The 25,821-nt window shown below is 70.6% G+C and carries 28 protein-coding genes; 13 read left to right on the top strand and 15 right to left on the bottom strand.

The genetic code is table 11. The features are described from left to right. Window positions 1-104: 104 nt before the first annotated feature. Window positions 105-704 carry a hypothetical protein gene (locus ACWGI2_RS32945; RefSeq protein ID WP_453699386.1) on the top strand — a complete coding sequence of 200 codons (600 nt, stop codon included), beginning with the start codon at window positions 105-107 and terminating at the stop codon, window positions 702-704. Here ACWGI2_RS32945 and ACWGI2_RS32940 read toward each other — a convergent pair. From ACWGI2_RS32940 to ACWGI2_RS32920, 5 genes are read right to left on the bottom strand one after another with little or no spacing between them, the layout of a single operon-like run. Next, the gene (locus ACWGI2_RS32940; protein WP_453699385.1) at window positions 618-1,118 is read right to left on the bottom strand and encodes a VOC family protein; all 501 of its coding nucleotides are present in this window, start codon (window positions 1,116-1,118) and stop codon (window positions 618-620) included. The genes ACWGI2_RS32945 and ACWGI2_RS32940 overlap by 87 nt on opposite strands. A 12-nt stretch (window positions 1,119-1,130) precedes the next feature. Then, window positions 1,131-2,840, bottom strand: coding sequence for a thiol reductant ABC exporter subunit CydC (gene cydC, locus ACWGI2_RS32935; RefSeq protein ID WP_453699383.1), 1,710 nt, complete (start codon window positions 2,838-2,840; stop codon window positions 1,131-1,133). Next, on the bottom strand, window positions 2,837-4,603 hold the full coding sequence (cydD, locus tag ACWGI2_RS32930) for a thiol reductant ABC exporter subunit CydD (RefSeq protein WP_453699382.1): 1,767 nt from the start codon (window positions 4,601-4,603) through the stop codon (window positions 2,837-2,839). The genes cydC and cydD overlap by 4 nt, the downstream gene beginning before the upstream one ends. 56 nt (window positions 4,604-4,659) lie before the next feature. Next, window positions 4,660-5,727, bottom strand: a complete 1,068-nt coding sequence (locus tag ACWGI2_RS32925) for a cytochrome d ubiquinol oxidase subunit II (RefSeq protein WP_453699380.1) — start codon at window positions 5,725-5,727, stop codon at window positions 4,660-4,662. Window positions 5,728-5,732: 5 nt separating this feature from the next. Further along, window positions 5,733-7,049 carry a cytochrome ubiquinol oxidase subunit I gene (locus ACWGI2_RS32920; RefSeq protein ID WP_453699378.1) on the bottom strand — a complete coding sequence of 439 codons (1,317 nt, stop codon included), beginning with the start codon at window positions 7,047-7,049 and terminating at the stop codon, window positions 5,733-5,735. Window positions 7,050-7,233: 184 nt separating this feature from the next. Between ACWGI2_RS32920 and ACWGI2_RS32915 the strand changes: the two genes are divergently transcribed. Continuing rightward, window positions 7,234-8,136 carry a LysR family transcriptional regulator gene (locus tag ACWGI2_RS32915; RefSeq protein ID WP_453699377.1) on the top strand — a complete coding sequence of 301 codons (903 nt, stop codon included), beginning with the start codon at window positions 7,234-7,236 and terminating at the stop codon, window positions 8,134-8,136. Here the strand turns inward: ACWGI2_RS32915 and ACWGI2_RS32910 are convergent. Both ACWGI2_RS32910 and ACWGI2_RS32905 read right to left on the bottom strand, forming a co-directional pair. Further along, on the bottom strand, window positions 8,129-8,917 hold the full coding sequence (locus ACWGI2_RS32910; RefSeq protein WP_453699376.1) for a class I SAM-dependent methyltransferase: 789 nt from the start codon (window positions 8,915-8,917) through the stop codon (window positions 8,129-8,131). The two genes, ACWGI2_RS32915 and ACWGI2_RS32910, sit on opposite strands and share 8 nt — an antisense overlap. Before the next feature lie 92 nt (window positions 8,918-9,009). Continuing rightward, a complete protein-coding gene (locus tag ACWGI2_RS32905; protein ID WP_453699374.1) occupies window positions 9,010-9,699 on the bottom strand; it encodes a DUF2848 domain-containing protein in 690 nt (229 codons plus the stop codon). Window positions 9,700-9,868: 169 nt separating this feature from the next. Between ACWGI2_RS32905 and ACWGI2_RS32900 the strand changes: the two genes are divergently transcribed. Then, on the top strand, window positions 9,869-11,233 hold the full coding sequence (locus ACWGI2_RS32900; protein WP_453699373.1) for an MFS transporter: 1,365 nt from the start codon (window positions 9,869-9,871) through the stop codon (window positions 11,231-11,233). A gap of 58 nt (window positions 11,234-11,291) precedes the next feature. Next, window positions 11,292-12,095, top strand: a complete 804-nt coding sequence (locus ACWGI2_RS32895; RefSeq protein WP_453699372.1) for a carbon-nitrogen hydrolase family protein — start codon at window positions 11,292-11,294, stop codon at window positions 12,093-12,095. Between the two features lie 94 nt (window positions 12,096-12,189). On the opposite strand, the gene ACWGI2_RS32890 is transcribed toward ACWGI2_RS32895, so the two are convergent. The 3 genes from ACWGI2_RS32890 to ACWGI2_RS32880 all read right to left on the bottom strand — a co-directional run bounded on the left by ACWGI2_RS32890 (window position 12,190) and on the right by ACWGI2_RS32880 (window position 14,523). After that, window positions 12,190-12,816: a GntR family transcriptional regulator gene (locus ACWGI2_RS32890; RefSeq protein ID WP_453699470.1), complete on the bottom strand. Its 627-nt coding sequence runs from the start codon at window positions 12,814-12,816 to the stop codon at window positions 12,190-12,192. Window positions 12,817-13,120: 304 nt separating this feature from the next. Beyond that, complete coding sequence (locus ACWGI2_RS32885) at window positions 13,121-13,873, bottom strand: phosphotransferase family protein (protein WP_453699371.1); 753 nt, start codon at window positions 13,871-13,873, stop codon at window positions 13,121-13,123. A gap of 8 nt (window positions 13,874-13,881) precedes the next feature. Next, a complete protein-coding gene (locus ACWGI2_RS32880; protein ID WP_453699369.1) occupies window positions 13,882-14,523 on the bottom strand; it encodes a S1 RNA-binding domain-containing protein in 642 nt (213 codons plus the stop codon). Between the two features lie 204 nt (window positions 14,524-14,727). On the opposite strand from ACWGI2_RS32880, the gene ACWGI2_RS32875 reads away from it, so the two are divergent. Further along, a complete protein-coding gene (locus ACWGI2_RS32875) occupies window positions 14,728-15,918 on the top strand; it encodes a hypothetical protein (protein WP_453699368.1) in 1,191 nt (396 codons plus the stop codon). Between the two features lie 161 nt (window positions 15,919-16,079). On the opposite strand, the gene ACWGI2_RS32870 is transcribed toward ACWGI2_RS32875, so the two are convergent. Next, entirely contained in the window at window positions 16,080-16,571 is a 492-nt protein-coding gene (locus tag ACWGI2_RS32870; protein ID WP_453699366.1) for an RrF2 family transcriptional regulator, read from the bottom strand. A 105-nt stretch (window positions 16,572-16,676) separates the two neighbouring features. Here ACWGI2_RS32870 and ACWGI2_RS32865 point away from each other — a divergent pair, with 105 nt between their 5' ends. Continuing rightward, the gene (locus ACWGI2_RS32865; protein WP_453398652.1) at window positions 16,677-17,417 is read left to right on the top strand and encodes an SDR family oxidoreductase; all 741 of its coding nucleotides are present in this window, start codon (window positions 16,677-16,679) and stop codon (window positions 17,415-17,417) included. Between the two features lie 83 nt (window positions 17,418-17,500). Beyond that, complete coding sequence (locus ACWGI2_RS32860) at window positions 17,501-17,683, top strand: DUF1272 domain-containing protein (protein WP_453699365.1); 183 nt, start codon at window positions 17,501-17,503, stop codon at window positions 17,681-17,683. 26 nt (window positions 17,684-17,709) lie between these two features. Here the strand turns inward: ACWGI2_RS32860 and ACWGI2_RS32855 are convergent, their stop codons facing one another. Beyond that, window positions 17,710-18,513, bottom strand: a complete 804-nt coding sequence (locus ACWGI2_RS32855; RefSeq protein ID WP_453699363.1) for a sulfite exporter TauE/SafE family protein — start codon at window positions 18,511-18,513, stop codon at window positions 17,710-17,712. A 94-nt stretch (window positions 18,514-18,607) separates the two neighbouring features. Between ACWGI2_RS32855 and ACWGI2_RS32850 the strand changes: the two genes are divergently transcribed. The 4 genes from ACWGI2_RS32850 to ACWGI2_RS32835 all read left to right on the top strand — a co-directional run bounded on the left by ACWGI2_RS32850 (window position 18,608) and on the right by ACWGI2_RS32835 (window position 22,039). Next, a complete protein-coding gene (locus ACWGI2_RS32850; protein ID WP_453699361.1) occupies window positions 18,608-19,384 on the top strand; it encodes an AraC family transcriptional regulator in 777 nt (258 codons plus the stop codon). A 365-nt stretch (window positions 19,385-19,749) separates the two neighbouring features. Next, complete coding sequence (locus tag ACWGI2_RS32845) at window positions 19,750-20,259, top strand: transglycosylase SLT domain-containing protein (RefSeq protein ID WP_453398648.1); 510 nt, start codon at window positions 19,750-19,752, stop codon at window positions 20,257-20,259. A gap of 54 nt (window positions 20,260-20,313) precedes the next feature. Continuing rightward, the gene (locus ACWGI2_RS32840) at window positions 20,314-21,450 is read left to right on the top strand and encodes an LCP family protein (RefSeq protein ID WP_453699360.1); all 1,137 of its coding nucleotides are present in this window, start codon (window positions 20,314-20,316) and stop codon (window positions 21,448-21,450) included. Between the two features lie 256 nt (window positions 21,451-21,706). Beyond that, window positions 21,707-22,039, top strand: coding sequence for an STAS domain-containing protein (locus tag ACWGI2_RS32835; protein WP_453699359.1), 333 nt, complete (start codon window positions 21,707-21,709; stop codon window positions 22,037-22,039). Here ACWGI2_RS32835 and ACWGI2_RS32830 read toward each other — a convergent pair whose 3' ends face one another. Beyond that, window positions 22,040-22,687, bottom strand: coding sequence for a HutD/Ves family protein (locus tag ACWGI2_RS32830; protein WP_453699357.1), 648 nt, complete (start codon window positions 22,685-22,687; stop codon window positions 22,040-22,042). It abuts the gene before it with no gap. A 162-nt stretch (window positions 22,688-22,849) separates the two neighbouring features. Between ACWGI2_RS32830 and ACWGI2_RS32825 the strand changes: the two genes are divergently transcribed. After that, window positions 22,850-23,404: a GNAT family N-acetyltransferase gene (locus ACWGI2_RS32825; RefSeq protein ID WP_453699356.1), complete on the top strand. Its 555-nt coding sequence runs from the start codon at window positions 22,850-22,852 to the stop codon at window positions 23,402-23,404. Here the strand turns inward: ACWGI2_RS32825 and ACWGI2_RS32820 are convergent. Both ACWGI2_RS32820 and ACWGI2_RS32815 read right to left on the bottom strand, forming a co-directional pair. Further along, window positions 23,382-23,969 (bottom strand): DUF6417 family protein, encoded by a 588-nt coding sequence (locus ACWGI2_RS32820; protein ID WP_453699354.1) that lies wholly within the window; start codon window positions 23,967-23,969, stop codon window positions 23,382-23,384. The two genes, ACWGI2_RS32825 and ACWGI2_RS32820, sit on opposite strands and share 23 nt — an antisense overlap. A 106-nt stretch (window positions 23,970-24,075) precedes the next feature. Next, the gene (locus ACWGI2_RS32815) at window positions 24,076-24,906 is read right to left on the bottom strand and encodes a helix-turn-helix domain-containing protein (protein WP_453699352.1); all 831 of its coding nucleotides are present in this window, start codon (window positions 24,904-24,906) and stop codon (window positions 24,076-24,078) included. A 102-nt stretch (window positions 24,907-25,008) separates the two neighbouring features. On the opposite strand from ACWGI2_RS32815, the gene ACWGI2_RS32810 reads away from it, so the two are divergent. Beyond that, the gene (locus ACWGI2_RS32810; protein WP_453699350.1) at window positions 25,009-25,791 is read left to right on the top strand and encodes an SDR family oxidoreductase; all 783 of its coding nucleotides are present in this window, start codon (window positions 25,009-25,011) and stop codon (window positions 25,789-25,791) included. Window positions 25,792-25,821 lie beyond the last annotated feature (30 nt).

Below are 25,821 nucleotides of genomic sequence, written 5' to 3'. Positions count from 1 at the left end.
CGGCCGGGCAGCGCCTCATAGCAGCATGTCGACAGAGACCTGTCAACGCGATGACGACCGGCCTGACCAGCCCTCACGGCCCCGCGACCCATACCCTTTGCGGAATGGGCATCGGAATCGAAGTGCTGATCGTCGACTGGGACCGGGTCGAGGCGGCGCCGGCGAGCGGACGGCGTGAACTGCTGGACGAGGCCGCGTTCGGGGACGAGGGCGACCTCGACGAGGAGGGGTGGATCTGGCCCGCGGCGGCGGACGCCGACTGGTACGGCAGGTACGCCTTCCGCCGCACCCTCGGCTCGTACAAACCTCACTTCTGGGCGGGCGAGCGCTGGGAGCACCTCAGGGACTTCGCCGAGCCGGACCTGCGTACTGCCCTGGACCGATTTGCGTCCGCGCTCTTCTGGGAGGGCCTGGAGTACATGGCCGGGGATGCGGCGGCCGGGAGTCTTCCCGAGCGGGATAGCCCATGGGACGTCCCGCTGCTGATGTGGCGGCCACCGCAGGACATCGCGGCGATCAGGAGCTTCTGGGAGCAGGCGGCCCCGTCCCTGGACACCCTGCGAGAACCGTTCGCACAGCACGCCGCGGCACCGACGGGCTGGATAGGCGACTTCGACTCATTCGCCGAGTTCCTCAGAGGGTGGAGCGAGGTGGTCGTGGAGGCCGACCGGCGCGCCTGGGGCATCGTCGGGCTTCGCTGCTGACTCAAGGGGCGGCGACGCGGTGCGGGGGCGATGGGCCCGAATGTCGACAGGGCGCCCGTCGGGGTCGCGAGCTGTCATCGTCCACTGCGTGGGCAGTGTCACGATCTCCCCGACCGGCCACCCGGCACCCAGGATGTCCTCGCGAACCGCACACAGTTGCGCGTACGTTCCGACGCGCAGACCCCATCCCGCCTGGCTCAGGGGGTCGAGATCCGTCGCCGGGGGAGTGGCGGTCTCGACGATCATCAGGTGGTCGTCCCCACCGACATCGAGGACTGCGATCCGAGGATCAGAAGAGGTGGCGGCGCGCTCGAACGCGAACGCCGCTCCGAGCAACCCCGTGTAGAACTCCACGAGTTGGTCGAGGTCGGTCGTGGACAGCGTCAGATGGTTGATTCCAAGGAGAACCGGCATGATCGGCCAACTCTAGCGCCGCTGCTGGACGCGGCCCCGATCGAGGGTGAGGATCTGGTCGGCGGTCGTGAGGTCCGCGGTGTCGTGGGTGATCAGGAGAGTCGTGCGGCCTTGGGTGGCCTGGAGGATGTCGGTGAGCACGGCCTTGGCGGTCTCGGGGTCAAGACCTTCGGTGGGTTCGTCAAGGACGAGGACGGGCGGGTCGGCGAGCAGGGCTCGGGCCAGGAGAAGGCGCTGACGTTGGCCGCCGGACATGGCGGAACCGTTCTCACCGAGGCGGGTGTCCCACCGGGCCGGGAGGGACTCGATCCAGTCCAGGAGTTGGGCTCTGCGGGCTGCTTCGCGCAGGTCGGCCTCCGTTGCCTCGGGGCGGGCCAGGAGGAGGTTGGCGCGGATGGTGGTGCGGAAGACGTGGGCGTCCTGAGTCATGCCGGTGATCGCGCGGCGTGCGTCGGTGCCCGCGCAGGCGCGTAGTTCGCGTCCGCCGATACGGATGCTTCCGGCCTCGTAGGGCACGAACCGCATGAGCGCGGCGATCAGCGTCGACTTGCCGGAGCCGCTGGCGCCCAGGAGCACGGTCAGGCGGCCGGGCCGCAGGCGCAGGCTCACTCCGTCCAGGGCCAAAGGGCCGTCGGGGAGGTGGCGTACGCGCAAGCCGGTGATGTCCACGCCGATGGGTGTGTCGGTGGCAAGTGGGGCCGGGGCGGTCGGCTCGGTGACGGGTGGTGGAGTGTCGAAGAGGTCGGCCAACCTGCCTGCGCCGACCCGCACTTCGGCGAGGTGATGTGCGGCAGTGGGTAACAGCGTCAGGGCCTCGAAGGACACCAGCGCGAGGACCGCGAGGACGGTGAGGTGTACGGCGGGCAGTTCCCCCACCGCATGGGCGTGCAGCGCGAGCCAGGTCACGCCGGCTGTCGCCGTGGCCTGGAGGAGGAGGACCGTGGTGGAGGCGATCGAAGTGGTCCAGGCGGCCCGGCGCTCCAGCGCGGCGATCCGGGCGGAGGCGCGGCAGGTCCGTCCGTGGGCCCGGCCCCGGGCCCCGTTCGCGGCGAGGTCCGCCGCACCCTGCGTCAAGTCCAAGGTGAGTGCGGCGAGTTCGGAACGGGCTGCCTTCCCCGCGCGGCTCGTACGCCGGGACAGCGTGAGCACCATGGTGGGTACGAGGAGTCCCGCCACGGCCAGCAGCAGCCCCAGCAGAACGCCTGCCTGGGGCAGCAGCGCCATGGCCAGGCTGGTGGCGGTGACGGCGACTGTGCAGGCGGCCGCTGCCGGGATGAACACGCGCAGCAGGAGGTTCTGCGCGGCGTCCACGTCGTCGACGAGGCGGGTGAGCAAGTCGCCGCTGCGGAAGGCGGGGATGCCGGTGGGAGCGAGGGGCACGAGGGCCTCGTACACCTGGGTGCGGAAGCCCGCGACGGCCCGCAGCACACCGTCGTGACCCAGAAGCCGGTCGATGTAGCGCAGCGCTCCGCGCCCCAGAGCCAGGGCACGCACGGCGACGATCGCCAGGCTCACCGAGGCGAGCGGGGGCTGTTCGGCGGCGCGGGTGATCAGCCAGGCGGCCGTGGCCATCAGCGCGGCGGCCGCCAGCTCGCTGCCGGCTGAGGCGAGCGCGGCGGGCAGCAACCGGCGCCAGTACGGCAGGAGATGGCGCAGGAGACGGGGGGTGGGGCGGGGAGTTCGTGCCGGAGTGAGTGCGGCGTCGCGGCCGTGGAGGGTCATGGGGCCAGAGGCCCTTCTGCGAGGGCGAGTTGGGCCGGGTGGGCGCCTTGGGTTGGAGGGGCGCCTTGGGCTGGCGTGAGGCTGCCTGCTTCTACGGTGATGATCCGGTCCGCGTGAGGCAGCAGGCTCGTGCGGTGGGCGACCACGATCGAGGTCTTGCCGCGCATGAGGCGGACGGTTGCGCGGGTGACGGTGGCCTCGCTCTCGGGGTCGAGGTGGGCGGTCGGTTCGTCCAGGAGCAGCACGGGGGCGTCCTTGAGGAAGGCGCGGGCCAGGGCGATCCGTTGGCGCTGGCCCGCGGAGAGCCCGGCGCCGTGCTCGCCGAGTGTTGTGTCGTACGCCTGGGGCAGTTCCTCGATGAAGTGGTCGGCGTAGGCGGCGCGCGCGGCTCGGCGCACTTCCGCGTCGCTCGCGTCGGGGCGCGCCAGGCGGATGTTGTCCGCGACGGTGGCGGCGAACAGGTGCGGGCGCTGGGGCACCCACGCCACCTGGGAGCGCCACGCGTCGGCGTCGAGGTCGGCGAGGTCGGTGCCGCCGACCGTGACCCGGCCCGACGCGGGCTGCGTGAAGCCGAGGAGCAGCGCAAGGACCGTGGACTTGCCCGCGCCGCTCGGTCCGACCAGGGCGATGTGCTCGCCGGGGCTCAAGGAGAGGGAGACATCGCGGAGTGCGGGGGCGGCGCGGCCCGGGTAGCGGACTGTCACCTCCTCCAGGGACAGGTGCGCTGCGCGGGCGTCGGGCACGGCACGGTCGGCGGCGTACGCCGCGGACGGGCCGCAGCCAGCGTCGTCGTCACCGGTACCGCCGCCGCCGTCGTCATCGTCGTCGAGGATGGTGAAGACACGCTCGGCCACGGCGATCCCCTCGGCGCTGTCGTGGAAGGCCGCCCCCGCCGCACGCAGCGGCAGATAGGCCTCGGGGGCCAGGAACAGGACAACCAGGGCCGTACGGAGGTCCAACTCGCCGTCGAGTAGCCGCAGTCCGACCGGCACGGCGACCAGCGCCACGGAGAGCGTCGCGACCGTCTCCAGGACGAAGGAGGAGAGGAACGCCACGCGCAGCGTGCGCATGGTGGCCCGCCGGTGGGCGTCGGCCATCTTGTGGACCACCCGCGCCTGGTGCTGCTCGCGCCCGAAAGCCCGCAGTGTCGGCAACCCGGCCACCACATCCAGGAAGTGACCGCCGAGCCGGGACAGCAATTGCCATTGCCTGGCGGTGCGCCGGGCGGTATGAGCTCCGACCAGCGCTCCGAACACGGGGATCAGCGGCAGCGTCACGATGACGATCAGCGCGGAGGTCCAGTCCGTCCACGCCAGCCAGGCGACGACCGTGAGCGGCACCACCGCGGTGGCCGTCATCGTTGGCAAGTAGCCGACGACGTAGGCATCCAGGGCATCGAGGCCACGAGTGAGCAGCGTCGCCGTCTCGCCGTGGCGCCCGGCCGTGAGCCGCAGCGGGCTGGTGCGCCGCAGCCGACCGGTGAGCCTCTCGCGCAGCGTGCGCTTGGCATCGGCCGCGGCGCGCTGCGCGAGCACCCCCCGAGCCCAGGTCAGCAGGGCGCGCAGCGCCATGACGGCGGCCAGGGCGGCCAACGGCGCGATCCGGAACGGGCGCCCGGCGAAACCGTCCGCCAGGACCGCCGCGAGCAGAACCGCCTGGGCGACGACGAGCCCGCCCGTAAGAAGGGCAAGCACCGAGGAGTACGTCATGTGGCGCCGCAACACCGGGAGTTCGCGCATGAGGCGGCGTTCGACGGTCTTCATCCTGGGGGTCCCTCTTCCCTTTCTCTCTCGTCTTCTCTCTCGTCGCTTTCCGAGACTCAGAAGTAGCTGGGGTGACGGCGTCCCGTCCTGCCTCGGAAGGCCCACCAGCTCCACGTCTGGTACGCGAGGATCGTCGGGACCACCAGAACCCCGAATGCGCTCAGGATCTTCAACGTGGCGTCGTCCGTGACGGCGTGTCCGATGGTCAGCCCCTCACCCGCCGAGCTGATCAGGAGGTACGGGTAGTGGCCGGCCCCCACGAGCAGCACGGGCAGCGCCGTAGCGCAGCAAGTGGCTGCGAACGCACGGATGTTGTGTCCGCGGGAGAAGTGCCACCAGGCGCCGGCGAACGCCGCGGCGAACAGGGCGGCGACGACCGCCGAGGCCGCGCGGTTCGTCATCGAAGCACCCGCGCCGAAGAGCGTGAGGAGCAGCGCGAGGGCAGCCACGGCCGCGGCCCCACGGAGCAGGGCGGCTCCCAAGTACCGTGCTCTGGCGGCGAGTTCGAGGCCCGAGCGCAGCGCCACGAAGGCCGCGCCGTGCGCCGCGAAGAGCAGTGCGGTGGTGACGCCGCAAGCCAGCGTGAACGGCGCGAAGACGTCGCCGAACCCGATGTGGAAGCTCCCGTCGGCCCGGCGGGGCACACCGTGGAGCAGCAGGCCCACGACGAGTCCCCAGCACACGGCGGGCAGCGCCCCGCCGAACACGATCAGGGCGTCCCACCAGCGACGCCCGCGGACACTGTGGGCGCGCCGCCGCAGTTGGACAGCCGCGTTGCCGAGGACCAGACCGACGAGGATCGCCACGATCAGCGGGTACAGGCCGGACAGGAGGGTGCCTTCGAGGTGCGGGAAGGCGCCGAACAGGACGCCGGCGAAGGCGACCAGCCAGACCTCGTTGCCCAGGAAGAACGGCGCGATGGCGTCGAGGGCGGCGTCCCGGCCGGGGCGTGCCGCCTCCTCGCCTCGGCCAACTCGATCACCCCGGTCAAGCCGGTCGCCCTGGTCACCTCGGCCGCCGAGGAAGGGGTGCAGCATCTGTACGCCGTAGTCGTAGCCGCCGAGCACAAAGTACCCGGCGAGCAGCAGGCCGAGGAGGGCCAGCCAGGCGGTCTCCAGACTCATCTCGCTCAACTTTCTGTCACCGCAGGGGAGTAGTGCAGGGAGGTCGTCTCGGCGCTGCCCCAGGGGCCCTCGGGCAGGTCGTCGGGGAGCGGTTCGGTGGTGCCGAGCTGGGTGGCGTCCGGGCCTCGAAGGGCGAAACGGGTGATCAGCGTCCAGTTCGTCACCGCCAAGGCGAGGAAGATGGCGACGAAGACGGTGCAGGACACGGCCAGTGCGGCCGTACTGACATGGGAGAGCGCGTTCTCGACCGTCAACTCGCCGTAGACGAGCCATGGTTGGCGCCCGACCTCACGGACCACCCAGCCGCCCACGGAAGCGACGAAGGGAAACGGCACCGTGGCGACCAGCACCCACAGAACGGGGCGCCAGCGCATCAGCCGGTTCTTCCACAGCAGGATGACCGCGATGAACGTAATGGTGGACACGGTGTTGCCGATGATCGTCATCACGTCCATCGAGATCCGCATCGTGTCCTGCCAGGGCACGTAGTTGCCTGGCCCGTGCTCCTTGACGAGCTGTGCCTGCACCTCGGCGACGCCACTGTTCTCCAGGACCGCGTCCTTCATGGGCTGGGTGCGCTCGATCACGGGCCGCTGCATCTCGCCGACGACGACCACGAAGAAGGAGGCGACCATGGCCACCCACAGCCCCAGCCGCAGGGAACCGCGGAACAGGTCCGTCTCCTTGGTGCGCCGGAGGAAGTGATAGGCGCTGACCCCGGCGATGAAGACGCCGCCCGTCGTCAGTGCGGCCAGTGCGATGTGGAAGAGGGCTACCAGTGCGCTGGAGTTGGTCAGCAGCGCCCCGAAGTCGGTCAAGTAGGCCGCGCCGTCGCGCACTTCGTAACCGACCGGGTTCTGCATGAAGCCGTTGGCGACCATGATCCAGTACCCGGACGCGTACGCGGTCAGGGCGACCAGCCAGATGAGCGTGACATGCACGCCCCTGCGCATGCGGCCCCAGCCGAAGATCCACATGCCGAGGAAGGTGGACTCGGCGAAGAAGGCGATGAGGGTCTCGAGGGCCAGTGGGGCGCCGAACACATTGCCCGCGAATTTGCTCAGACCGCTCCAGCTGAGCCCGAACTGGAACTCCATGACCAGGCCGGTGACGATCCCGACCGCGTAGTTGATGACGTAGAGCTGGCCCCAGAAGCGGGTCATGCGCTCCCGGACGGCTTTCCTGGCGGGATCACGGGTGTACACGGCGCGGGTGTGCATGATCGCCACGAGGGGGACGAGCCCCATGGTGAGGATCACGAACAGCCAGTGGATGCCGGTCGTGGCCGCGAACTGGAGTCGAGCCAGATCCGCAGCGCTCATGGTGGGACCTTCCTGGGGGGTGGGTGGCCGCACCTGCGAGACATCCCTGCTCGGGTACTGCCTGTTCGGGTACTGCCTGCACAGCGGCCTTGATGAAGACCGTAGGGAGAATCCCTTATGCATTCCAAGACTTGTTCTGCCATGTGAAGATGACTCGGAAGGTATAAGTGAAGGTGGATGGATCATGGATCTTCTACAGTTGCGGTACTTCCAGGCCGTCGCCCGTTTCGAGCACATCAGCCGCGCCGCACAGGAACTACGCGTCGCCCAGCCCTCGTTGAGCCGCACCATCGCGCGCCTGGAGTCCGAGCTCGGCTCCCCGCTCTTCGACCGGCAGGGGCGCCGCATCCGGCTCAACCCGTACGGGGCGATGTTCCTGCGGCATGTGGAGCGCGCCCTGAGCGAGCTCGACGACGGCCGCAGGGCCGTGCGTGAGGCCCGTGACACCGGGCTCGGCCGCGTGAGCGTCGCCTCCGAGACTCTCCTGACGATCACTCATATCCTGGGCAGCTTCCGGGCCGACCACCCCCGGGCCGACGTACGGCTCTTCCAGTCGACCGCACAGGAGATGGACCGCCGACTGCGCACCAGGGAGGTCGACTTCTGCGTGGCCTCACAGCCGCTGACCGGCACGAACCTGGAGTCGGTCGAGCTCGCCCGCGAGGAGGTGCTGCTCGCGGTGCCGCCCGGGCACTGGCTCGACGGGCGGGAGAGCGTGACGATCCCCGAGATCGCCGACGAGCCCTTCGTCACCACGCGCCCGGGCCACTGGCAGCGCACGCTCCTGGACCGGCTGTTCGCGGCCGAAGGGCTCACACCCCTGCTCTCCTGCGAGGGCGATGAACCGGGCGCCAGCCAGGACATGATCAGCGCGGGCCTCGGCATCGGCCTCATCCCTGCGATCTCCCGCCAGGTCGGCACGGAGGCGCGGGTTCCGGTCGTCTGGGTCCACCTGGACGCGCCCGACTGCGAGCGGGTGCTCACCCTGGTGTGGAGCCGTGACAGCTACCTGTCCGAAGCCGCCCTGAAATTCCGGGAGTTCATCACCAGCAGGCCCTTCATGGCCCATCGCCTGCGTCCTACCTGACGTGCCCCACAAGCGCGGAGACCCGCACCTCTTCCACGAACGGGGCGGGCGGAAGCGCCAGCCTGACGCGTTCGGCGAAGGCGAGTCTCTCGTCGGGGTGAGGCAGGGAGTCCTCGGGGATCGCGGAGAAGACCCCGCCGATGAGCTGGTCGAAGCTCAGTTCCTCGCGGTCCTCCGTCACGATCTCCCGGACGTCGTGGAAGCCCGCTGCCTCAAGAGCCCGTGCATAGCGGGCCCGGTCGTGGGGGCCGGTGCCGCACGAAGCCGTCAGTGCGGTGTCGAAGTGTTCCTCCAGGCAGCCGCGCAGCGCGCGTGACCAGACGCTGTCCTGCAGCCACAGCGGTGTGCCGTTGGCGATCACGGCGATGCCACCGCCCGGCCGCATCAGGGGTGCCAACTCCCGGAAGAGCGCGTCGTGTTGCATCCAGTGCAGGGCTTGGCCGATGACCGTCACCGCAAGGGAGCGTTCGCCCATCAGCGCGCCCAGCGCCGGGACGTCGGTGTCGGCGCCGAGTGACCATGTCGCGTTGCGCACACCCTGAGCGGTGGCCGCCTCCCGGGCCAGCCGGAGCATGTCGGGCTCCGGGTCCATGCCGATCACCGAGCCGACCCGGGCGGAGAGGGGCAGGGCCAGTTGGCCGGTGCCGCAGCCGAGATCCAGTACGGTGTCGTCGCCGTCAAGACCGAACGCCGCTTGCAGGGCGTCGAGAAGCCGCGGCGGATACCCCCGCCGGAACCTCGCGTAGTACTCGGCCACGTCCCCGCTGAATCCCACCGTCATGGCCCCACTCTGTCAGGCACCGGCCGGCCCGGAGCGCTGTCTGCGGCACGCCTGCGCCTGCACCCGCAGGTGCAGCCTGAGAGCGTGCGGTGTCAGCCGATGGGCTCGGGCAGGGGCACCACCTGGTAGGCGAGCCGGATCGTGCTGCCGGTGGCGGGGTCGCCGAGCTCCACGCGCCAGCCCTCGGCGAACTGGTCCACGCCCTCGGCCATGGGGATGGTGCCCGAGATCAGGACGGTGCCGGGGGTCAGGCCGCCGCGCTCGCGCAGTACGCCGGTCCAGTAGCCGGGGGTGAGGAGTTCGGCGAGCGTGCCGTGCTGGATCTCGGTCTCCCGGCCGTCGGCGTAGGTGACCCAGGCGCGCAAGGTCAGCTCGTCGATGCGCGACTCGACGTCGGCCAGGAGCCAGGCCTGCCGGGCCAGGACATCGGGTGCCGCGTTCTTGCTCCAGGCCACACCGTGGACCTCGAGCTCGCGGTCGGTGTGGTCGCAGGCCGCGGTCAGCAGCAGCTCGCCGCCTTCCGCGACGACCAGCGCCCATTCGGCCTCGCCCGACGTGCGGGCGTGCGGGGCCGCGACCCGGTCGGTCTGCTGGGCCAGGTAGGGGGAGACGGGGTAGAGGGCCGGGGTCACCGACGGTGCGGGCACCCCGAGTTGGGCGAGCTCGGCGACGTGTGCGGCGACGTCGGCCTGCTCGCGCCCGGCGTACCCGGCGTTGAGCACCTGCACGACGTCGACATCACGGGTGGAGCCGTCGGGGAGTTCGAAGGTCAGCACGGCCATGGGGCACTCCAAAGGGGGCAGGTCTCAACGTGGGTCCGGACGTGTTCGGACGTGGGTCTCGACACGGTCAACTTCCGGCGCGGGGGTTGCGCATACGACCTGTATACAAGAAGTATGCCGGAAGGTCGATGTCCAGGTCGATGTCCCCTCGACGCAAGGATCGGGAAGCATGCAGCACACCCCTCAGGGCCCACCGGCGGTTTCACCGGGCCGCTCCGGCATCCGCCGGGCCTTCTTCGCCAGCCTCACCGGTACCGCTCTGGAGTGGTACGACTTCGCCGTCTACTCCGCCGCCGCGGCCCTCGTCTTCGGTGACCTCTTCTTCCCCTCGGAGGACCCCCTCACCGGCACCCTCCTGGCGTTCTCCACGTATGCCGTCGGCTACGTCTCGCGCCCGCTGGGCGGCTTCGTCTTCGGCCGCCTCGGCGACGTGATCGGCCGCAAGAAGGTCCTCATCGCCACCCTGGTCCTCATCGGCGCGGCCACGTTCCTCATCGGCGTCCTGCCCACGTACGGCACCGCGGGCATCACCGCTCCCATCGCCCTGGTCCTGCTGCGGTTCGCGCAGGGCGTCGGGGTCGGCGGCGAGTGGGGCGGCGCGGTCCTGCTGTCCAGCGAGTTCGGTGACCCGCGCCGCCGCGGCTTCTACGCCTCGGCGGCACAGATCGGGCCGCCCGCCGGAAACCTCCTGGCCAACGGCGTGCTGGCCGCCCTGGGCGTGCTGCTCACCGAGGAGCAGTTCCTGTCCTGGGGCTGGCGCGTGGCCTTCCTGCTGTCGGGCGCCCTGGTCGCCTTCGGCCTCTGGATCAGGGCGAAGCTGGAGGAGACCCCCGTCTTCAAGGCCATGGAGGCCGAGGAATCCCGGCCCCAGGCGCCGATCCGCGAGGTCTTCACCACCCAGCCCCGCGCCCTGTGCGCCGCGATCCTCAGCCGGGTCGCCCCCGACGTGCTGTACGCGATGTTCACCGTGTTCGTCCTCACCTACGCCACCGACGAACTGGGCATGACGCGCGGCTCCGCCCTGACGGCAGTCCTGGTCGGCTCCTTCCTGCAGATCTTCCTCATCCCCCTGGCCGGCGCCCTCTCCGACCGGGTCAACCGGCGTCTGCTGTACGGCTGTTCCGCCATCGCCGCGGGGGTGTGGCCGTTCGTGTTCTTCCTCGTGGTCGACGGCGGCAGTTGGATCCTGCTGGTGTGCGGCGTCGTGGTGGCCCTGGCCATCCACTCGTTCATGTACGGCCCGCAAGCGGCCTTCGTCGCCGAGCAGTTCTCGCCCCGCCTGCGCTACACGGGCTCTTCGCTCGCCTACACCCTGGCGGGCCTCATCGGCGGAGCGGTCGCCCCGCTGCTGTTCACCGCCCTGCTCAGTTCGTACGGCAGCTGGGTCCCCCTCGCGCTCTACCTCGCCGTCGCGGCTGCCGTGACCCTCATCGGTCTCTGCCTGGGCAGGGACTCCGCCCACGCCGAGGAGGAGGACGAGCTGCTCGCCGGCGCCGCCACCCCGAAGGCCACCCCCGCCGCCCGCGTTCCGTAACCTCAGCGCTCCCGCCCCCTCCGCCCCTGCCCCTCCCGACTCCGAAAGGCGGCCCACCGTGCGTATCGCACTGAGCCAGCTCACCACCGGCCCCGAGCCCCGCGAGAACCTCGCCCTCATCGAGGAATGGACCGCACGCGCGGCGGACGCCGGCGCGGACATCGTCGTGTTCCCCGAGGCGTCGATGGCCTGCTTCGGCACCCCTCTGGCGCCGCTCGCCGAACCCCTGGACGGCCCCTGGGCCACCGCGGTCCGCGCCATCGCCGAGGCGGCGGGCATCACCGTTGTGGCGGGCATGTTCACCCCGGCTCCCGGCGGCCGGGTGGCCAACACCCTGCTGGCCACCGGCCGTGGCGTCGAAGCGACGTACGACAAGATCCATCTCTACGACGCGTTCGGCTACGCCGAGTCGGACTCCGTGGCCGCCGGGTCGCGGGTCGTCACCATCGACGTGGACGGCGTACGTCTGGGCCTGGCCACGTGTTACGACGTGCGCTTCCCGGAGCTGTTCCGGGCCCATGCCGACGCGGGGGCCACCGCGACCCTCCTGTCGGCCTCCTGGGGAGCGGGCCCCGGCAAGGTCGATCAGTGGGAGCTGCTGGTGCGGGCCCGCGCGCTGGACGCCACGTTGTGGGTCGCGGCCGTCGACCAGGCGGACCCGGCCGCCGGGGGATTCGCGGCCGGGGGCACGGCGCCCACCGGAGTGGGGCACAGCATGCTCGTCGGCCCCGACGGAACCGTACGCCACCGTCTGGGGGCCGAGCCGGAACTCACGCTGGTCGAGGTGGACGCCGAGGAGGTCGCGGCGGTCCGCAAGAACATCCCGGTGTTGGCCAACCGCAGGCTGGGGGAGCCGCGCTGAGCGACGGGGCCCGCAACTCCCGCTCCCCGTAGGGTCGGTGGGCCCTCCGACCCTACGGCCGCCCAGAAGCCCAGAACTCCACAACTGCGCCCGCTTATCCGGCGAGCAGCACCTTCAGCGTCGACTCCAGGTGGCTGTCGATCGCGGCGCAGGCGGCCTGCGCGTCACCGGCCGCGAGGGCGTCCACGATCGCCCGGTGCTCGTCGAGCACCGCTTCCTGACGGCCCTGCTGGTTGTAGAGGGCCACGACACCGGCCCGCACCTGGCGGCTGCGCAGCCCCTCGTAATGCCGGTCAAGCAGGGAATTGCCCACGGCCGAGACGAGCGAGGAGTGGAAGAGGTGGTCCACGTCGATGAACTCCTTGGCCTGGTCGGGGCCGCTCAGGGCGCGCTGCCGCTCCAGGCATGCGGCCAACTCCCGTACCGGAGCCAGGCCCGTGCCGATGACGTGCTGCGCCGCGTACCGCTCGACGATCCCGCGGAGCTGCATCAGCTCGCTGATCTCACGCCCCGACAGCGGCGCAACCCGCGCACCGCGCTTGGGTACCAACTCGACCAGATCCTCGGCGGCCAGAAGGAGCAGCGCCTCGCGGATCGGGGTGCGCGAGACACCGATGCGATCGGCGATGTCCTGCTCCGAGAGGAACTCACCCTGCATCGCCGGGTCCGTCAGCACCGTCTCCTTGAGGTACGCGTACGCCTTTTCCCGACCCGACGCCACCACTACCCCCAGAGATCGCATACACCTTGTATACGGAAGCTACCACGAAGCCGCGGGACGGACAGCGGCTACAACTGGAGAGCGGCTACAACTAGTGCCCCTGGGCGCGGTTCAGCCCGCCAAAGCAGGGAACGCCGCACGAGAGGGTACCGAGGGCCTTCCGGGCACCGTCCCGAACAGGGGACCCGCACCCCTGGGTGCCTGTCGAGGGAGTGCGTCCCGCTGGGGGAGAGGGGAGCTCGCCCGCGCGGGGCGCACGCAGCGGTGGCCGGGGAACGTTCGTGGTGGCCGGGCCGGCGCGGCCTCACATCCGGGATCGCAGTACGTCGACCTCGCAGCCCGGCGTGAACGGGTCGAAGCCGTGCTCGACCAGCCAGCGAACCCCCAGCAGGCTGCGCAACGACCACCACGCGCGGATCACGTCGAGGTCGGCGTCGGAGTCGGTGCCGTAGCCGGTGAGGACGTCGTCGAGGTGCTCCTCGTGTCCGAGCGTCAAGGTGGCGAGGTCGAACAGGGCGTCACCCTGGCCCGCCTCGGACCAGTCGATGATGCCGGTGACCTTGTCGCCGTCGAGGAACACGTGGGCGATCTGCAGGTCGCCGTGCGTGAACGTCGGAGTCCACGGCCGGAGGGCGGCCTCGGCGACCTGGCGGTTGCGGGTGACCAGGTCGGCGGGCAGGACGCCGTTCGTCACGAGCCACTCGCACTCGCCGTCGAGGTCCGCCGCCAACTCGTCGAGGTCGCGGCCCGCACGGCCTGGCCGGGGCGGCAACGGCGCGTCGTGCAACTTCCGGATGGCGGCACCCGCCGAGGCCCACGCCGTCGCAGACGCGGTGGACGGCTCGCCGAGGCGGCCGAGCGTCGTCCCTGGGACCGCGGCGATCGCGAGCACGGGCGGTTTGCGCCACAGGATCTCGGGAGTCGGGACCGGCGCCAGTGCCATCGCCTCGACCTCGACGTCGATGCGCGCCTGATCGGCGTCCACCTTCAGGAACACATCGCCGACGCGCAAGGTCGCGCGCTCGGAATGGGCGACGACGACCTTGACCTCATCCATGGCGACCACTATCCCGGACGACCGTCCACGTCGCCGGGAATATCGCGTGCGGCCACGGCAGCCTGGGCCGGTCGTCCGGGAGCGGACGCCTGTCGTCGCGACAGGGCCAACCTGCGTCGTACCGGGTCGATTTCGGTGACGACGACGGAGATCTCGTCGCCGACCTGGACGACATCCTCTGGCTTCTCCACGGGCGTCCAGGCGAGTTCGCGAAGGTGGACCAGCCCTTCGATCCCGTCGGCGACCCGCACGAAGGCTCCGAAGGGGACCAGCATGGTGACCTGTCCCTCCAAGCGCTGGCCTGTCGCGGTGCGTTCGGCGAGCTCCTGGAACGGGTCCGGCTGCAGCGCCCGCAAGGACAGTCTGGCCTCCAGGTTCCATGTGTCGAACTGGAGGAACTCACAGGCGACGCTCTGCCCGATCGCGACGACGTCCGAGCCCGCTTCGATTCGGCGCCAGGACAGTTCGGGGATCGTGATGAGGCCCACCCCGGGGAAGAGGGGGTGCGGCGGCCCGTCGTCCAGCGCGACGAACACTCCGAACCGTTCGATGGCCGAGACCGTGCCGGTAAGGATCTCGCCGACGCGCAGCGATCCCAGGAACGCCCAGAGCTCTGGGTTCTCGGACGGGCCCATGCTGTTCGAGTGCATACGGAAAGGGTGCCGGAAAGGGCACTGGATCTCCCGGTCCGTAGCGATCGGCCCGGCCGCCCGGTGGCGATCGGTCGCGCCGACTGGTGACGATCGGCCGCGTCGCCCGGTGGCTCTTCCAGTGGCGGGGCGCAAGAAGCGTGCATAGAACGGGAGACACGATCACGTGCGGGACGAACGTCCCGCTGGAATGGAGAAGCGAAAATGGCCGCTGAGTCATTCTCTGCCGCGGGGGACACTTCCGGGACCGGCGAACCTCTGGTGTCGACGTCGCTTCACTGGGGCACCGCGCAGCTCGGCGCCCCACCCGCCCACCAGCCCGCCCCGTGGCCGCAAACACCCGACCACGACACCGACGACGTGTCCCCGGAACTGACCACGCACGCCGACGATGACGACGGACCCCCGCAAGAGGCGCCCGACATCGATGAAGAACTCTCGGCGCAGGCGGCGCCAGGCCCGGACGAGGACGCGGTGGAGGAGCTCATACGCGTCGCCGTGGTGTCCAGGCCCCTGGATGACGTGGTCGACCTCGTCACCCTTCTGGAGCAGTCACCTGACGGCGTGACAACAGCCGCCTCAGTGCTCCGCCTGGCCGCCGTGGCCCGCTCCGTCGACGATGTCACCCGGCTGGTGGAACTGTTGGGCCCGCCCGAGCACCCCGCCGAGCACATGGACGAGGCCATTCGGCACGCTGCCGAGGAACGGCCCGTTCCGGAGGTCGGCCGTCTCGTCCATCTGTTGTCCCGCCCTCCGCACGATCCGCACAGCGGCGCCGAGGCGGTGCACGCCGCGGGCACGACCCGGTCCGTCGAGGATCTGATGCAGTTGATCGGCAGCCTCAGGGAACACAGGGAGGCCGAGAACCTCGATGCCGTGGCTCCGCCCATGCCGCTGGCGCCGCCGGCCGAGGCAGCCGACCCTTCATCGGCGCCTGCTGCCGAGGCCACTGAAGCCACAAAGGCAGCAGAGGCCGCGAAGGCACAGGCCAACACACCCCTGGTGTGGCTGCGTCGCGTGGCCGGCGTGCTTCTTCTGCTCTGTGCGGCGGCTCATTTCCCGCTGAACTGGTCGGACGCGCCCACCCTCGGTCTCTTCGCCGCGCTCGGCGTCGCCGTCGTCTGCGCCGTGGTGGGCGCGGCGCTGTGCTTCAGCGGGTCGCCGATCGTGGCCGTGGCGAGCACCTTGGTCGCCGGCGCGCTGACCGTCGCCCACCTCGTGGACGATCGGTTCAACTCCACGACGCTTGCCTACGTGTTGCGGCCCGACGGGGTGGCGGCACCGCTGCCGACTCTGTCGGCGGTGGCCGCCGCGTTGGCCTCACTGCTGGTCGTGGCGCTCACGGTCGCCGGCATCAGAGCCGCGGCCAACCGGAGGCCCGCCCCGCGCTTCTAGGCGTGGACGAGCGTGGACGAGGACGTGCTCGCGCTTCGCGGCGAAAGCCGACGGGCGCGAGCACGGTGCTGTGCCGAGGGTGCCGAGGACTGCGGCTGACCCCGTCCCGGACCGCACCGCGTCGAGGATCAGCCCTCGATGCGGTGCGGTCCGTGCGTGTCTCAGCCGCCGGAGCCGTTCGCCGCGTTGAGCCACGTACCGATGGCCGGGAGGGCCTGAGGTCCGCTGTCCTGTTCCACCGAGCCGACCAGATCGGCGATGGAGACAGTTTCGAGGGACGCTCGCCAGGCGGCATCGGCCGCGGTCATCGCGCGGGCGATGGGGCACGGCTTGGCGCAGTCCTCGGGCGGCGTACCGAAAGGGCCTCGCTGGCGGATCTCGGTGCACGTGAACGCCGGGCTCGCGCCGTCGACGGCCTGCACCACGTCAAGGACCGTGATGTCGGTGGCCGCCCTGGTCAGGACGTATCCGCCCGTCTTGCCCTGGATGGACTTCACCAGGTCCGCCCGGGAGAGGGCCTGCATCTGCTTGGCCAGATAACTGGGCGAGACGTCGTGCAGCTGCGCCAGCCGGGCAGCCGGGACCGGCTCGGTTGCCGCGGTCAGCACCACACAGCAGTGCAGTGCCCATTCCACGCCGCCGGACAGTTTCATGCACCCTCCCAATTGACTCGGACACAGGATATCCGAGTATTATCTCGGACATCAGGTATCCGAGTTAGCCCGGCAGGGGCGCTCGGCTCGCGGAAGGGCAGGATCATGAACATCACGGTCATCGGCGGCACCGGACTGATCGGCTCCCAGCTCGTCTCGCGGCTTCGCGAGGCTGGACACGAGGTGGTCGCCTCGTCCCTGTCGACCGGAGTCGACCTGCTCACCGGCGAGGGCCTCGACGAGGCGCTCAAGGGTGCGGACACGGTCGTCAACGTGTCGAACTCGCCCACGTTCGACGAGGCATCCCTGGACTTCTTCCGCACGACCATGGGGAACCTGCTCGACGCGGGGGAGCGCGCGGGCGTCCGCCATCAGGTCATCCTCTCCATCGTCGGAGTCGATCAGGTGCCGCAGCTGGACTACTACCGCGCGAAGGTGCTCCAGGAGGCCCTGCTGCGGCAGGGGCCCACCGCGTACTCGATCGTGCGCGCCACTCAGTTCTTCGAGTTCATGGACGCGGCCATGTCCTGGACCGCCGACGACCGGACCGTCCGGCTGCCCGCCACGCCCATCCAGCCCATCGCGGCAGCCGAGGTGGTCCAGGCCCTCGCCGACGTCACCACCGACACACCGCTCAACGGCACGCTCGACGTCGCAGGACCCGATGTCTTCGCGTTCGACGAGCTCGGCCGCCTGACGCTGGCGGCCCGGAAGGACGCCCGCACCGTCGTCACCGACGAGACGGCAGGCATGTTCGCGGCCGTCGACGGCGACGTCCTTGTCGCGGGACCTGATGCGCGCGTGGCGTCCACCCGCTACGAGGAGTGGCTCGGCGCTTCTCGCTGAATGCGGGCCCGGGCGCAAGGCGCAGAGCCCTCCCGCGTACCCTTCCACGCACACATCGGTCAGTCAGGTACGGGGGAGAAGTCATGGCACTGGAAATGCGTGAGCGTTGCGAGCGCTGTGAAACCGCGGCTCTGCCGTGGGACGCGCCGGCCAAGATCTGTTCCTACGAGTGCACGTTCTGCGAACCGTGCGCCGAGGCCATGCGAGATGTCTGCCCCAACTGCGGCGGACAGCTCGTCACCCGCCCCACTCGCGCCCAGGCCTGACCCGGCCCCGGAGCCGCCGGTCAGGGTCAGGCCATGAGCAGCATCGCCACCGTCACCATGCCGAGCAGCCCGACATAGGCCCAGGCGTGGATGCGGTCGGGGATACCCGGCGGTCGGCGCCGCAGCAGTGCGATGACCGGCAGAGCCCCCAGGAGCAGCGCCGAAGCCGCGCGGAGGTCGATGAGACCCACCAGGTGCACCCGCGCGGCCGTGGCGGCGGGGACCGCTGCCACCCCCAGGGACACCACGGTGGCCGGGAGCGCGATGGCGAGCGTGAGGGGATTGGCCAGCGCGGTCGCCACCCGCATCGTGTGCCCGGCCCGCCGCATCGCGGGGACGGTCATGACACTGCCGCCCACGCCGAGGAAGGCGGCCACCGCACCGATCGGTGCGCCCAGGGAGGCCGGCAGCGGTCGCGCGACATCGGATGCCGTTCCGCCCCGGGAGTGCGGGCGCAGGAATCCGGGGCGCAGGAGCAGGTCGGTGATGGTGAGGCCGACGTACGCGATGAACGCCCACCGGGCCAGATCGGCCGGGGCGAGGCGTGTGGCGAGCGCGCCGGCCGAAGCTCCGGCCGCAAGGAGCACGAGCAGCCCGCCGCTGCCCCGCAGCGCCAAGAGCACCCGGCGTGGTGTGACGGCCGTCGCGAACCCCGCGTTCACCACCATCACCAGGGCCGACGTGGCCGTCGCCACCCGCATCGCGTCCGTGCCGAGCGCGGCGTCCGCCCACACCACGACCGGCACGGCGACGAACCCTCCGCCGAAGCCGAACAGCACGGTCGTCACTCCGGTGAGGAGCCCCACCCCGATCAACATCACGAAGTCCATGAACCTCACCCCACCAGCTGCGACGGCATGCCCGCATGCGATGGTCGGCCCAGTTTCTTCGCGTGTCGGCCACGCCTGTCACTAGGGTGGGCGCGTGAAGAACGTCCCGCTCGCCGATGTCGACCACGTCGACCGGGCGGTCCTGCCGATCGGCACCGACTACCCGCCCGGCCACGTACTCGACTGGCACGAGCACCGGCGGGCCCAGTTCCTCTACGGCGCCACCGGCGTCATGGTCGTCGACACCGCCGAGGGGGCCTGGACCGTTCCGCCCGAGCGCGCCGTACTGATCCCGCCCGCCACGCGGCACCGGGTCCACATGCTGGGGGTGAGCACCCGCAGCCTGTACGTCGAGCCGCGGGCCGTCCCCTGGTGGCCCGCCGTCTGCACGGTCGTGGACGTTCCGCCGCTGCTGCGCGAGCTGCTCCTGGCCGCCGTGGAGTTCGCGGCCGACTACAGCCTCTCCGGGCGTGAGGGAAGCATCGCCGCACTCCTCCTGTACGAGATCGCCGAGCGCGCCCCGCTGCCGTTCCACGTCGGGATTCCCGCCTCCGCCGACCTCGCGCGCCTCTGCCGCGCGTACCTGGCCGCCCCGGACGCCGACGCCACCAACGCGGCATGGGCCGCCACGGTGGCCATGAGCGAACGCGCCTTCACCCGGCGGTTCCGCTCCGAGACCGGTGAAAGCCCCGCCGTCTGGCGGGGCCGTGCCCGCCTGCTCGCGGCCGTGCCGCTGCTGCGCACCGCGACGGTCAGCGAGGTCAGCGGCCGCATCGGCTACGCATCTCCGGCAGCGTTCACCGCCGCCTTCACCCGCGCCTTCGGCATGCCCCCGTCCCGCTTCGCCGCGAGGGCCCCAAAGCCCGTCTGACGTGCACGTTCGCCAAGAATGCGCCCGGCAGTGGTGTCGAGCGCGGTCGTCTACCCCCGGGACGCGATTTCCAAGCTCCGCGTTGCGCCTGAACACCGCTCTGCCTGTGAGCCCACCCATAGGAGCCACGTCACATGCTAAGGACGGTAGTAGACCCGTCGGGGCGCCCATGGAAGGCCGTGAGTCTCCTGCGAGGGCGTCTGACCAGGGCGTCCTGCGTACCGGGGTAGTACGTCACATCATTGCGCCCAGCTCCGGCCACCGCTAACCCTTGCTGAAGTTCCGGAGAGCCGGGATCGATCGGGCGAAATCGCCCGCTCGGCCCGAGCCCCCCACAACACTTCGCATTGGAGAGTCACCCCCGCATGGCCATTACTCAGACGCAGACCAAGCCCGGCCGCACCACCCGACTGCGCAAGATCTCCGTCGCCGGTATCGCCACCGCTGGTGCCGCGGCCGCCGCCCTCACGCTGGTCCCCTCGCAGGCCCAGGCCGCCGAGCCGACCGCGGCGAGCAAGAAGGTTTCCCAGGCCGCCGCGGCCGACAAGAACTACGCTGACAACCTCGACGGCTGGATCAAGGAGTCCCTGGACATCATGAAGTCCAAGGGCATCCCCGGCTCCTACGAGGGTCTGCACCGCAACATCATGCGCGAGTCCGCCGGTGACCCGAACGCCCAGAACGGCTGGGACGTGAACGCGCAGAACGGCACGCCTTCCAAGGGTCTGCTCCAGGTCATCCAGCCCACCTTCGACGCGTACCACGTGTCGGGCACCCCCAACAACCTGACCGACCCCGTCGCCAACATCACCGCGGCCGCCAACTACGCCGCCGACAAGTACGGCTCGATCGACAACGTCGACTCCGCCTACTGAGCCACCGGTCGACCGACCCACTGAGTTCTAGCGGTCAAAGAGAAGGGGCAGCGCATGCCGCACGAGAGCAGCAACGAGCAGCAGGCGCACATGGCCGAAGGCCCCGCAGTGCCCGCCTACGGGCCCCCGCGGGTGCGGGGCTCCCGGCGCAAGCCGAAGAAGAAGACCCTGCGGTACGTCGCGTGGGGCGCGCTGGGAGCGGTCCTGATCGGCGGAGGCGGTGCCGCCTACGCCTACCAGCACCTCAACGGCAACATCCAGGGCACGGACATGAACGCGGCCCTCGGGAAGGACCGGCCGAGTGAGCAGAAGGACGGTTCGATGAACATCCTTCTGCTCGGGTCCGACTCCCGGGCGGGAACCCATGGCCACTACGGCAGCGGCATCAGCGGAGCCCGCGCCGACACGGCGATGGTCCTGCACGTCGACAAGACCCACAAGAAGGCTTCGGTCGTCAGCATCCCGCGCGACACGATGGTCGAGCGGCCCCAGTGCGCGAAGCCGCACGGCGGCAAGGCGGCCGGCGCGCAGCAGGCCATGTTCAACTCCTCCTACCAAGTGGGCGGACCGGCGTGCACCGTGAAGACGGTCGAGAAGATGTCGGACGTCCGCATGGACCACTACCTCGAAGTCGACTTCAAGGGATTCCAGAAGCTCATCGACGAGCTCGGCGGAGTGAACATCACCACCCACAAGTCCATACACGACCCCAACAGCGGTCTCGCCCTGAGCGAGGGCAAGCACACGCTCAAGGGCAAGGAGGCACTGGAGCTCGTCCGCACCCGGCACGGCGTGGGTGACGGGAGCGACCTGGGCCGCATCCAGCTCCAGCAGGCGTTCATCAAGGCGCTGATCCACCGGGCCGAGACCGTCGATCCGCTGGGCAGCCCGGCCAAGTCCTACGACCTGGCGGACACCGCGACCAAGACCATCAGTGCGGACTCCGAACTGGCGTCCGCGGACAAGCTCCTCGGTCTCGCCAAGGAACTGAAGGGCATCAGCCCCGACCGCACCAACATGGTCACGATGCCGGTCACCTACGACTCCCAGGACGCGGGACGGGTCCTGCCGCTGGAGAAGGCTTCGCACAAGGTGTGGAGCGCCCTGCGCCACGACCGGCCCATCCCGAAGTCCGCGACGCAGGACTCGGTGGCTTCCCGTAGCGACTCGCCGGTGTCGGCGGGCACGTGACCGCACCCTGTCGGCCAAGGCCTTTGCGGGAGTAGTCTGTTGGCCTAGTCCGTGGGATGACTGCTCGCCGTCAGCGCGGCAGCGGCGTACCGGCGACCTCTCGGGCCCGGAGCGAGGCCCCCACCGCCAACGGCTGTACCTCCGGGACTCTGAGCCCGTCACTCGGCACCGCGAGACGCCGCCGCTCCCTCCGAGGCCAGGGTTCGCCTTCTGAGCTCCGCTCGTTCTCGACGGTGCATGGCATCCGGGACTTTCCATGCGCGGCTTTTTCGCCGACGATCTCCTGCTCATCGTGCCGGCGCCCCACACCGAGGGTGTGTGCGTGTTCGGAGAGGTCCTGGGCGCGCACAAGGGCGCGTTGGCCATGGCCCTGAACGAACAGCGCCAGACCGCACAAGAGATCACCATCGACCTGACCGGCGTTCACTACCTGGCCAACAGTGCCTTGGAGATCCTCGTAGCCCTCGCCAAAAATCTCCAGCCGCCCCAGCGCCTGCTCGTACGCGCAGCTCCCGAACTGGCGATCCAGGAGAGACTCACCGCACGCGGGTGGGACGGCATCGCAACCCTGCGACTCGTCGACGGATAGTCACACGGTGACTGCGTGCGCCGAGGTGATCCGGATCTCGGCCACCGTGCCGTCGCCCCGCAGAGTCAGCGTCCCCGGGCCTTCGTGACGTACGCAGTCGAGGCGGCCGAGCGCGGTTTCCCCTCCGTCGGGACCGTTTCCGTCCGGACCGCTTCCGTCCGGTCGTCCGTCGACGGCGATCCCCTCGGTGGCGGCCATGACGAGGAGGGTCTCGCCCGCGGCGCACTCCATCTCCACACCCTGTGCGGCGGCGACGGTGACGATCCGTACCTCTGCCGTCGCCCGGCCCCTGCGGGTCATCACATTCATGTCGCGCACCGCGCCCGCCTCGAGCCGGCAGTCCGTCTCCGCGTCGCCGGAGAAGGCGAAGGGGCTCAACGGCGCCACCAGTTGCGAGGTCCCGTCCACGGTCAACACCATGCCTTCGCCCTCGACCAGGGTGATCACGCGGTCGATCCCGGGAAAGGCAGAGAAGGCTCCTCCCGCGTCGACATCCGCGACACTCACCCGCCAGTCGAAGCCGTCCGCCGGCTCCACCGGGCCCAGGGGCCCCTGCACGGCGCCCGACGCGACCTCCCGGGTCGTACCGCCGCCGTTCTTCCACGGCATGCTGCGGTATTCGCTCCAGCGCAGAACATCTCCGCCCACCCGAAGCCGCCTCCTTCTTCCGTCGTCCGTCCGGCCGCCGTCACCGGCGAACTCAGGCCACCGACACCGGGATTCCGAGCCGACGGATCGCAGGAGTGCGCCCAGGCACGTGATCATCGAGTCCGACGCCAGCCTACGCGCCGACCAGGAGATGATCCCAGGATGACCCCCGACTCATCAGCCGACTCCTTCACCGTCCAGCAGCTCACCACGCCCGCAGACGTCACTCCCCAGCTCCGCCGCGCCCTCGCCGAGTGCTGGGTCGAGGTCACCAACGCGGGTGGCGCGGCAGGCTTCCCCTTCCCGCCGGTCGATGCCGCCACGGTGACTCCGGCTCTCGATCGCATCATCGACCTGCTTTCCCCGGACACCAGCCGACTCCTCACGGCGACGGTGGGCGGGGAACTCGTGGGCTGGCTCAACGTCCGCCGCGACCAGTTCGAGCTGATCGCGCACTGGGGCACCCTCCATCACGTCCAGACCCGAACCGCCGTACGCGGGCGCGGTATCGGCCTCGCCCTCGTGAATGAAGTACGAAGGGTCGCCCGGGACGAGATGGGTCTGGAGCAGCTTCGCCTTGCCGCCCGCGGCGACATCGGCCTGGAGGGCTTCTACGGGCGGCTGGGGTGGGAGGAAGTCGGCCGGTGGCCAGGAGCCCTCCGGCTCGGCCCGGGCGACGACCGCGACGAGGTTCTCATGATCCTCGCTCCACTCTGAGCCCGGCGCTGCCCGGGTAACTCACCCCGTACACACGGGCGAAGCGGTTGGCGGGTGCCGCTGACCCGCCCAGCCGCTCCAGGAAGAACGCGCGCGCCATCGACTCCATCTGCTCACCGCTCACATATACGACCCATCTGTTGGACGCGGGGTTGAAGCGGGCCGCCTCCACGGCCGACTCAAGACCGGGCGCGGGCCCATGGCGCAGTCGTCCGCGCAGCTCGATGAACCGTTGCAGGGCGTCCAGCTCCGCACGCCGCAGGCCCACTTGCTGCAGTCCGGGCACCGGGGCATCGACGCTCGGCGGAGCAGCGCGTGCCTGTGCGTAGAGGAGCGCGTCCCACCCGTCGTCCGTCAGCTGCACCGCCCACAGGACCGGCCGGCCCGCCTTCGCGGAGAGCTCCGCCTGTTCCTCGCGGGGTGCCACCCGAGCCAGCCCGAGTTTCACCAAGGGCCCCGTGGTGCGCTCATCGAGGCCCGGCCCCGCAGTGGCCCAACCATCGGTGGTGCGCTGCACGTCAGCCACCCGTTGCAGCAGCGCGAAATGCCCAGCAGAGCGCCGCATCCCTGCCCCTCCCGCCGAACAGTGCGATGCCGCGACGCTAGCGCGCATCTCCGCCCGAAGGGGGGTTGTTGAGGTGGACTCCCTCCGAATTGGTTCGTCCGCCGGCTCAGGGCGCCTGGCGCGAGGTGGCCGCCAGCGAGCCGAGGAGTACGAGCGCTTCGCTGCTGGGGGAGGCCGGCTCCGCGTGGTAGACGACGAGTTCCTGGCCCGGGGCCGAGCGCACGTCGAACGTCTGCATGGTCAACGTCAACGGACCGACCTCGCGATGCTCGAAGCGCTTACGCTCCAGCGCCTTGCCCCGGGCGTCATGACGGGCCCACAGCTCGGCGAACTCCGGGCTCCGCTCAAGGAGTTCACCGAGCACCTGCCGTACGCGCGGGTCATCGGGCGCCGCACCGTGGCCGAGCCGGAATCCGGCCACTGAATTGCGCGCGACGTCGTACCAGTCGCGGTAGAAGGCCCGGGCGGCGGAGTCGGTGAACACGACGTGCATGAGGTTGTGCGAGTGCGCCCAGCCGTGGAAGAGCGCGTCGGCGATGGAGTTGGAGGCGAGGACGTCGTACGCGCGGTTGTAGACGATGGCCGGGTTGTGCGGCCAGGCGTCCATGAGGGCCAGCAGGCTCGGCTCGACCCGGTCCGCCACGGCGGCGGCCCTGGCGCGCGGGCCGATGCCGGCGAGCCGGAACAGGTGCAGCCGGCCGTCGTCGTCGAGCCGCAGGGCAGCGGCCAGGGCGTCGAGCACCTGCGCGGAGGGCGTGCGCTCCCGGCCCTGCTCAAGGCGTATGTAGTAGTCGGCGCTGACCCCGGCGAGCAGGGCCACCTCCTCGCGGCGCAGCCCCGGCACGCGGCGGTGCCCCGTGGTGGGGAGGTTCGCCTCCGCCGGGGTGACGAGGGCGCGCCGGGTGGTGAGGTAGGCGCCGAGCTCTGAGCGTGCCATGCCCACATGCTAGGTCCGGGCCCGCCGCGCTTCCTGGGTGCGCTGCACCCAGGAGAACACCGCCTCTCCCGCGGGCGCCCCGGCCCGGCCAGCCTCGATGACATGACCACACAGCAACCGGAATACGCCGCGCACGCCGACCGCCCCTCCGACCGCAAGGTCGCCCTCGTCACCGGCGCCAGCAGCGGTATCGGAGCGGCCGTCGCCGCACGACTCGTGGCCGAGGGACACTTGGTGGTGGCCGGTGCGCGCCGCACCGACCGCTTGCGGGCCCTGGCGGAGAGCACGGCCGAGGCCGCCGCCCGCTCCGGCGGCAGCTTGCGGCCCGCGCGGCTGGACGTGACGGACCGCGCTGACGTCGCCGCCTTCGTCCAGGCCGCCCGCGACCGCCACGGCCGCGTCGACGTCCTCGTCGCCAACGCCGGCGTCATGCCCCTCTCCCGGCTGGACTCCCTGCTCGTGGACGAGTGGGACCGGATGATCGACGTGAACGTCCGCGGCCTGCTGCACGGGATCGCCGCCGCTCTGCCGGCGTTCGCCGCGCAGGGCTCGGGGCACTTCGTCACGGTCGCGAGCATCGGCGCCCACGAGGTCGTGCCCACCGGCGCCGTCTACTGCGGCACGAAGTACGCGGCCTGGGCGATCACCGAAGGCTTGCGCCAGGAGTTGGACCCCTCGATCCGGGTCACGACCATCTCGCCAGGCGTGGTCGGTTCCGAGCTCGCCGACACCATCACCGACGCCGGCGCCGCCGAGGCCATGCGCGCCTACCGGGCTCACGCGATCGGCCCTGATGCCATCGCGAGCGCTGTCTCGTACGCCCTCGCGCAGCCGTCCGACGTCGACGTCAACGAAATCGTCGTACGACCTGTACGCCAGCGCTGAACCCACCACAGGGCGCTGAAGTGCCGCACC

This window comes from Streptomyces sp. NPDC054866 (assembly GCF_053610745.1).
This window is presented reverse-complemented; position numbering and strand designations above follow the sequence as displayed.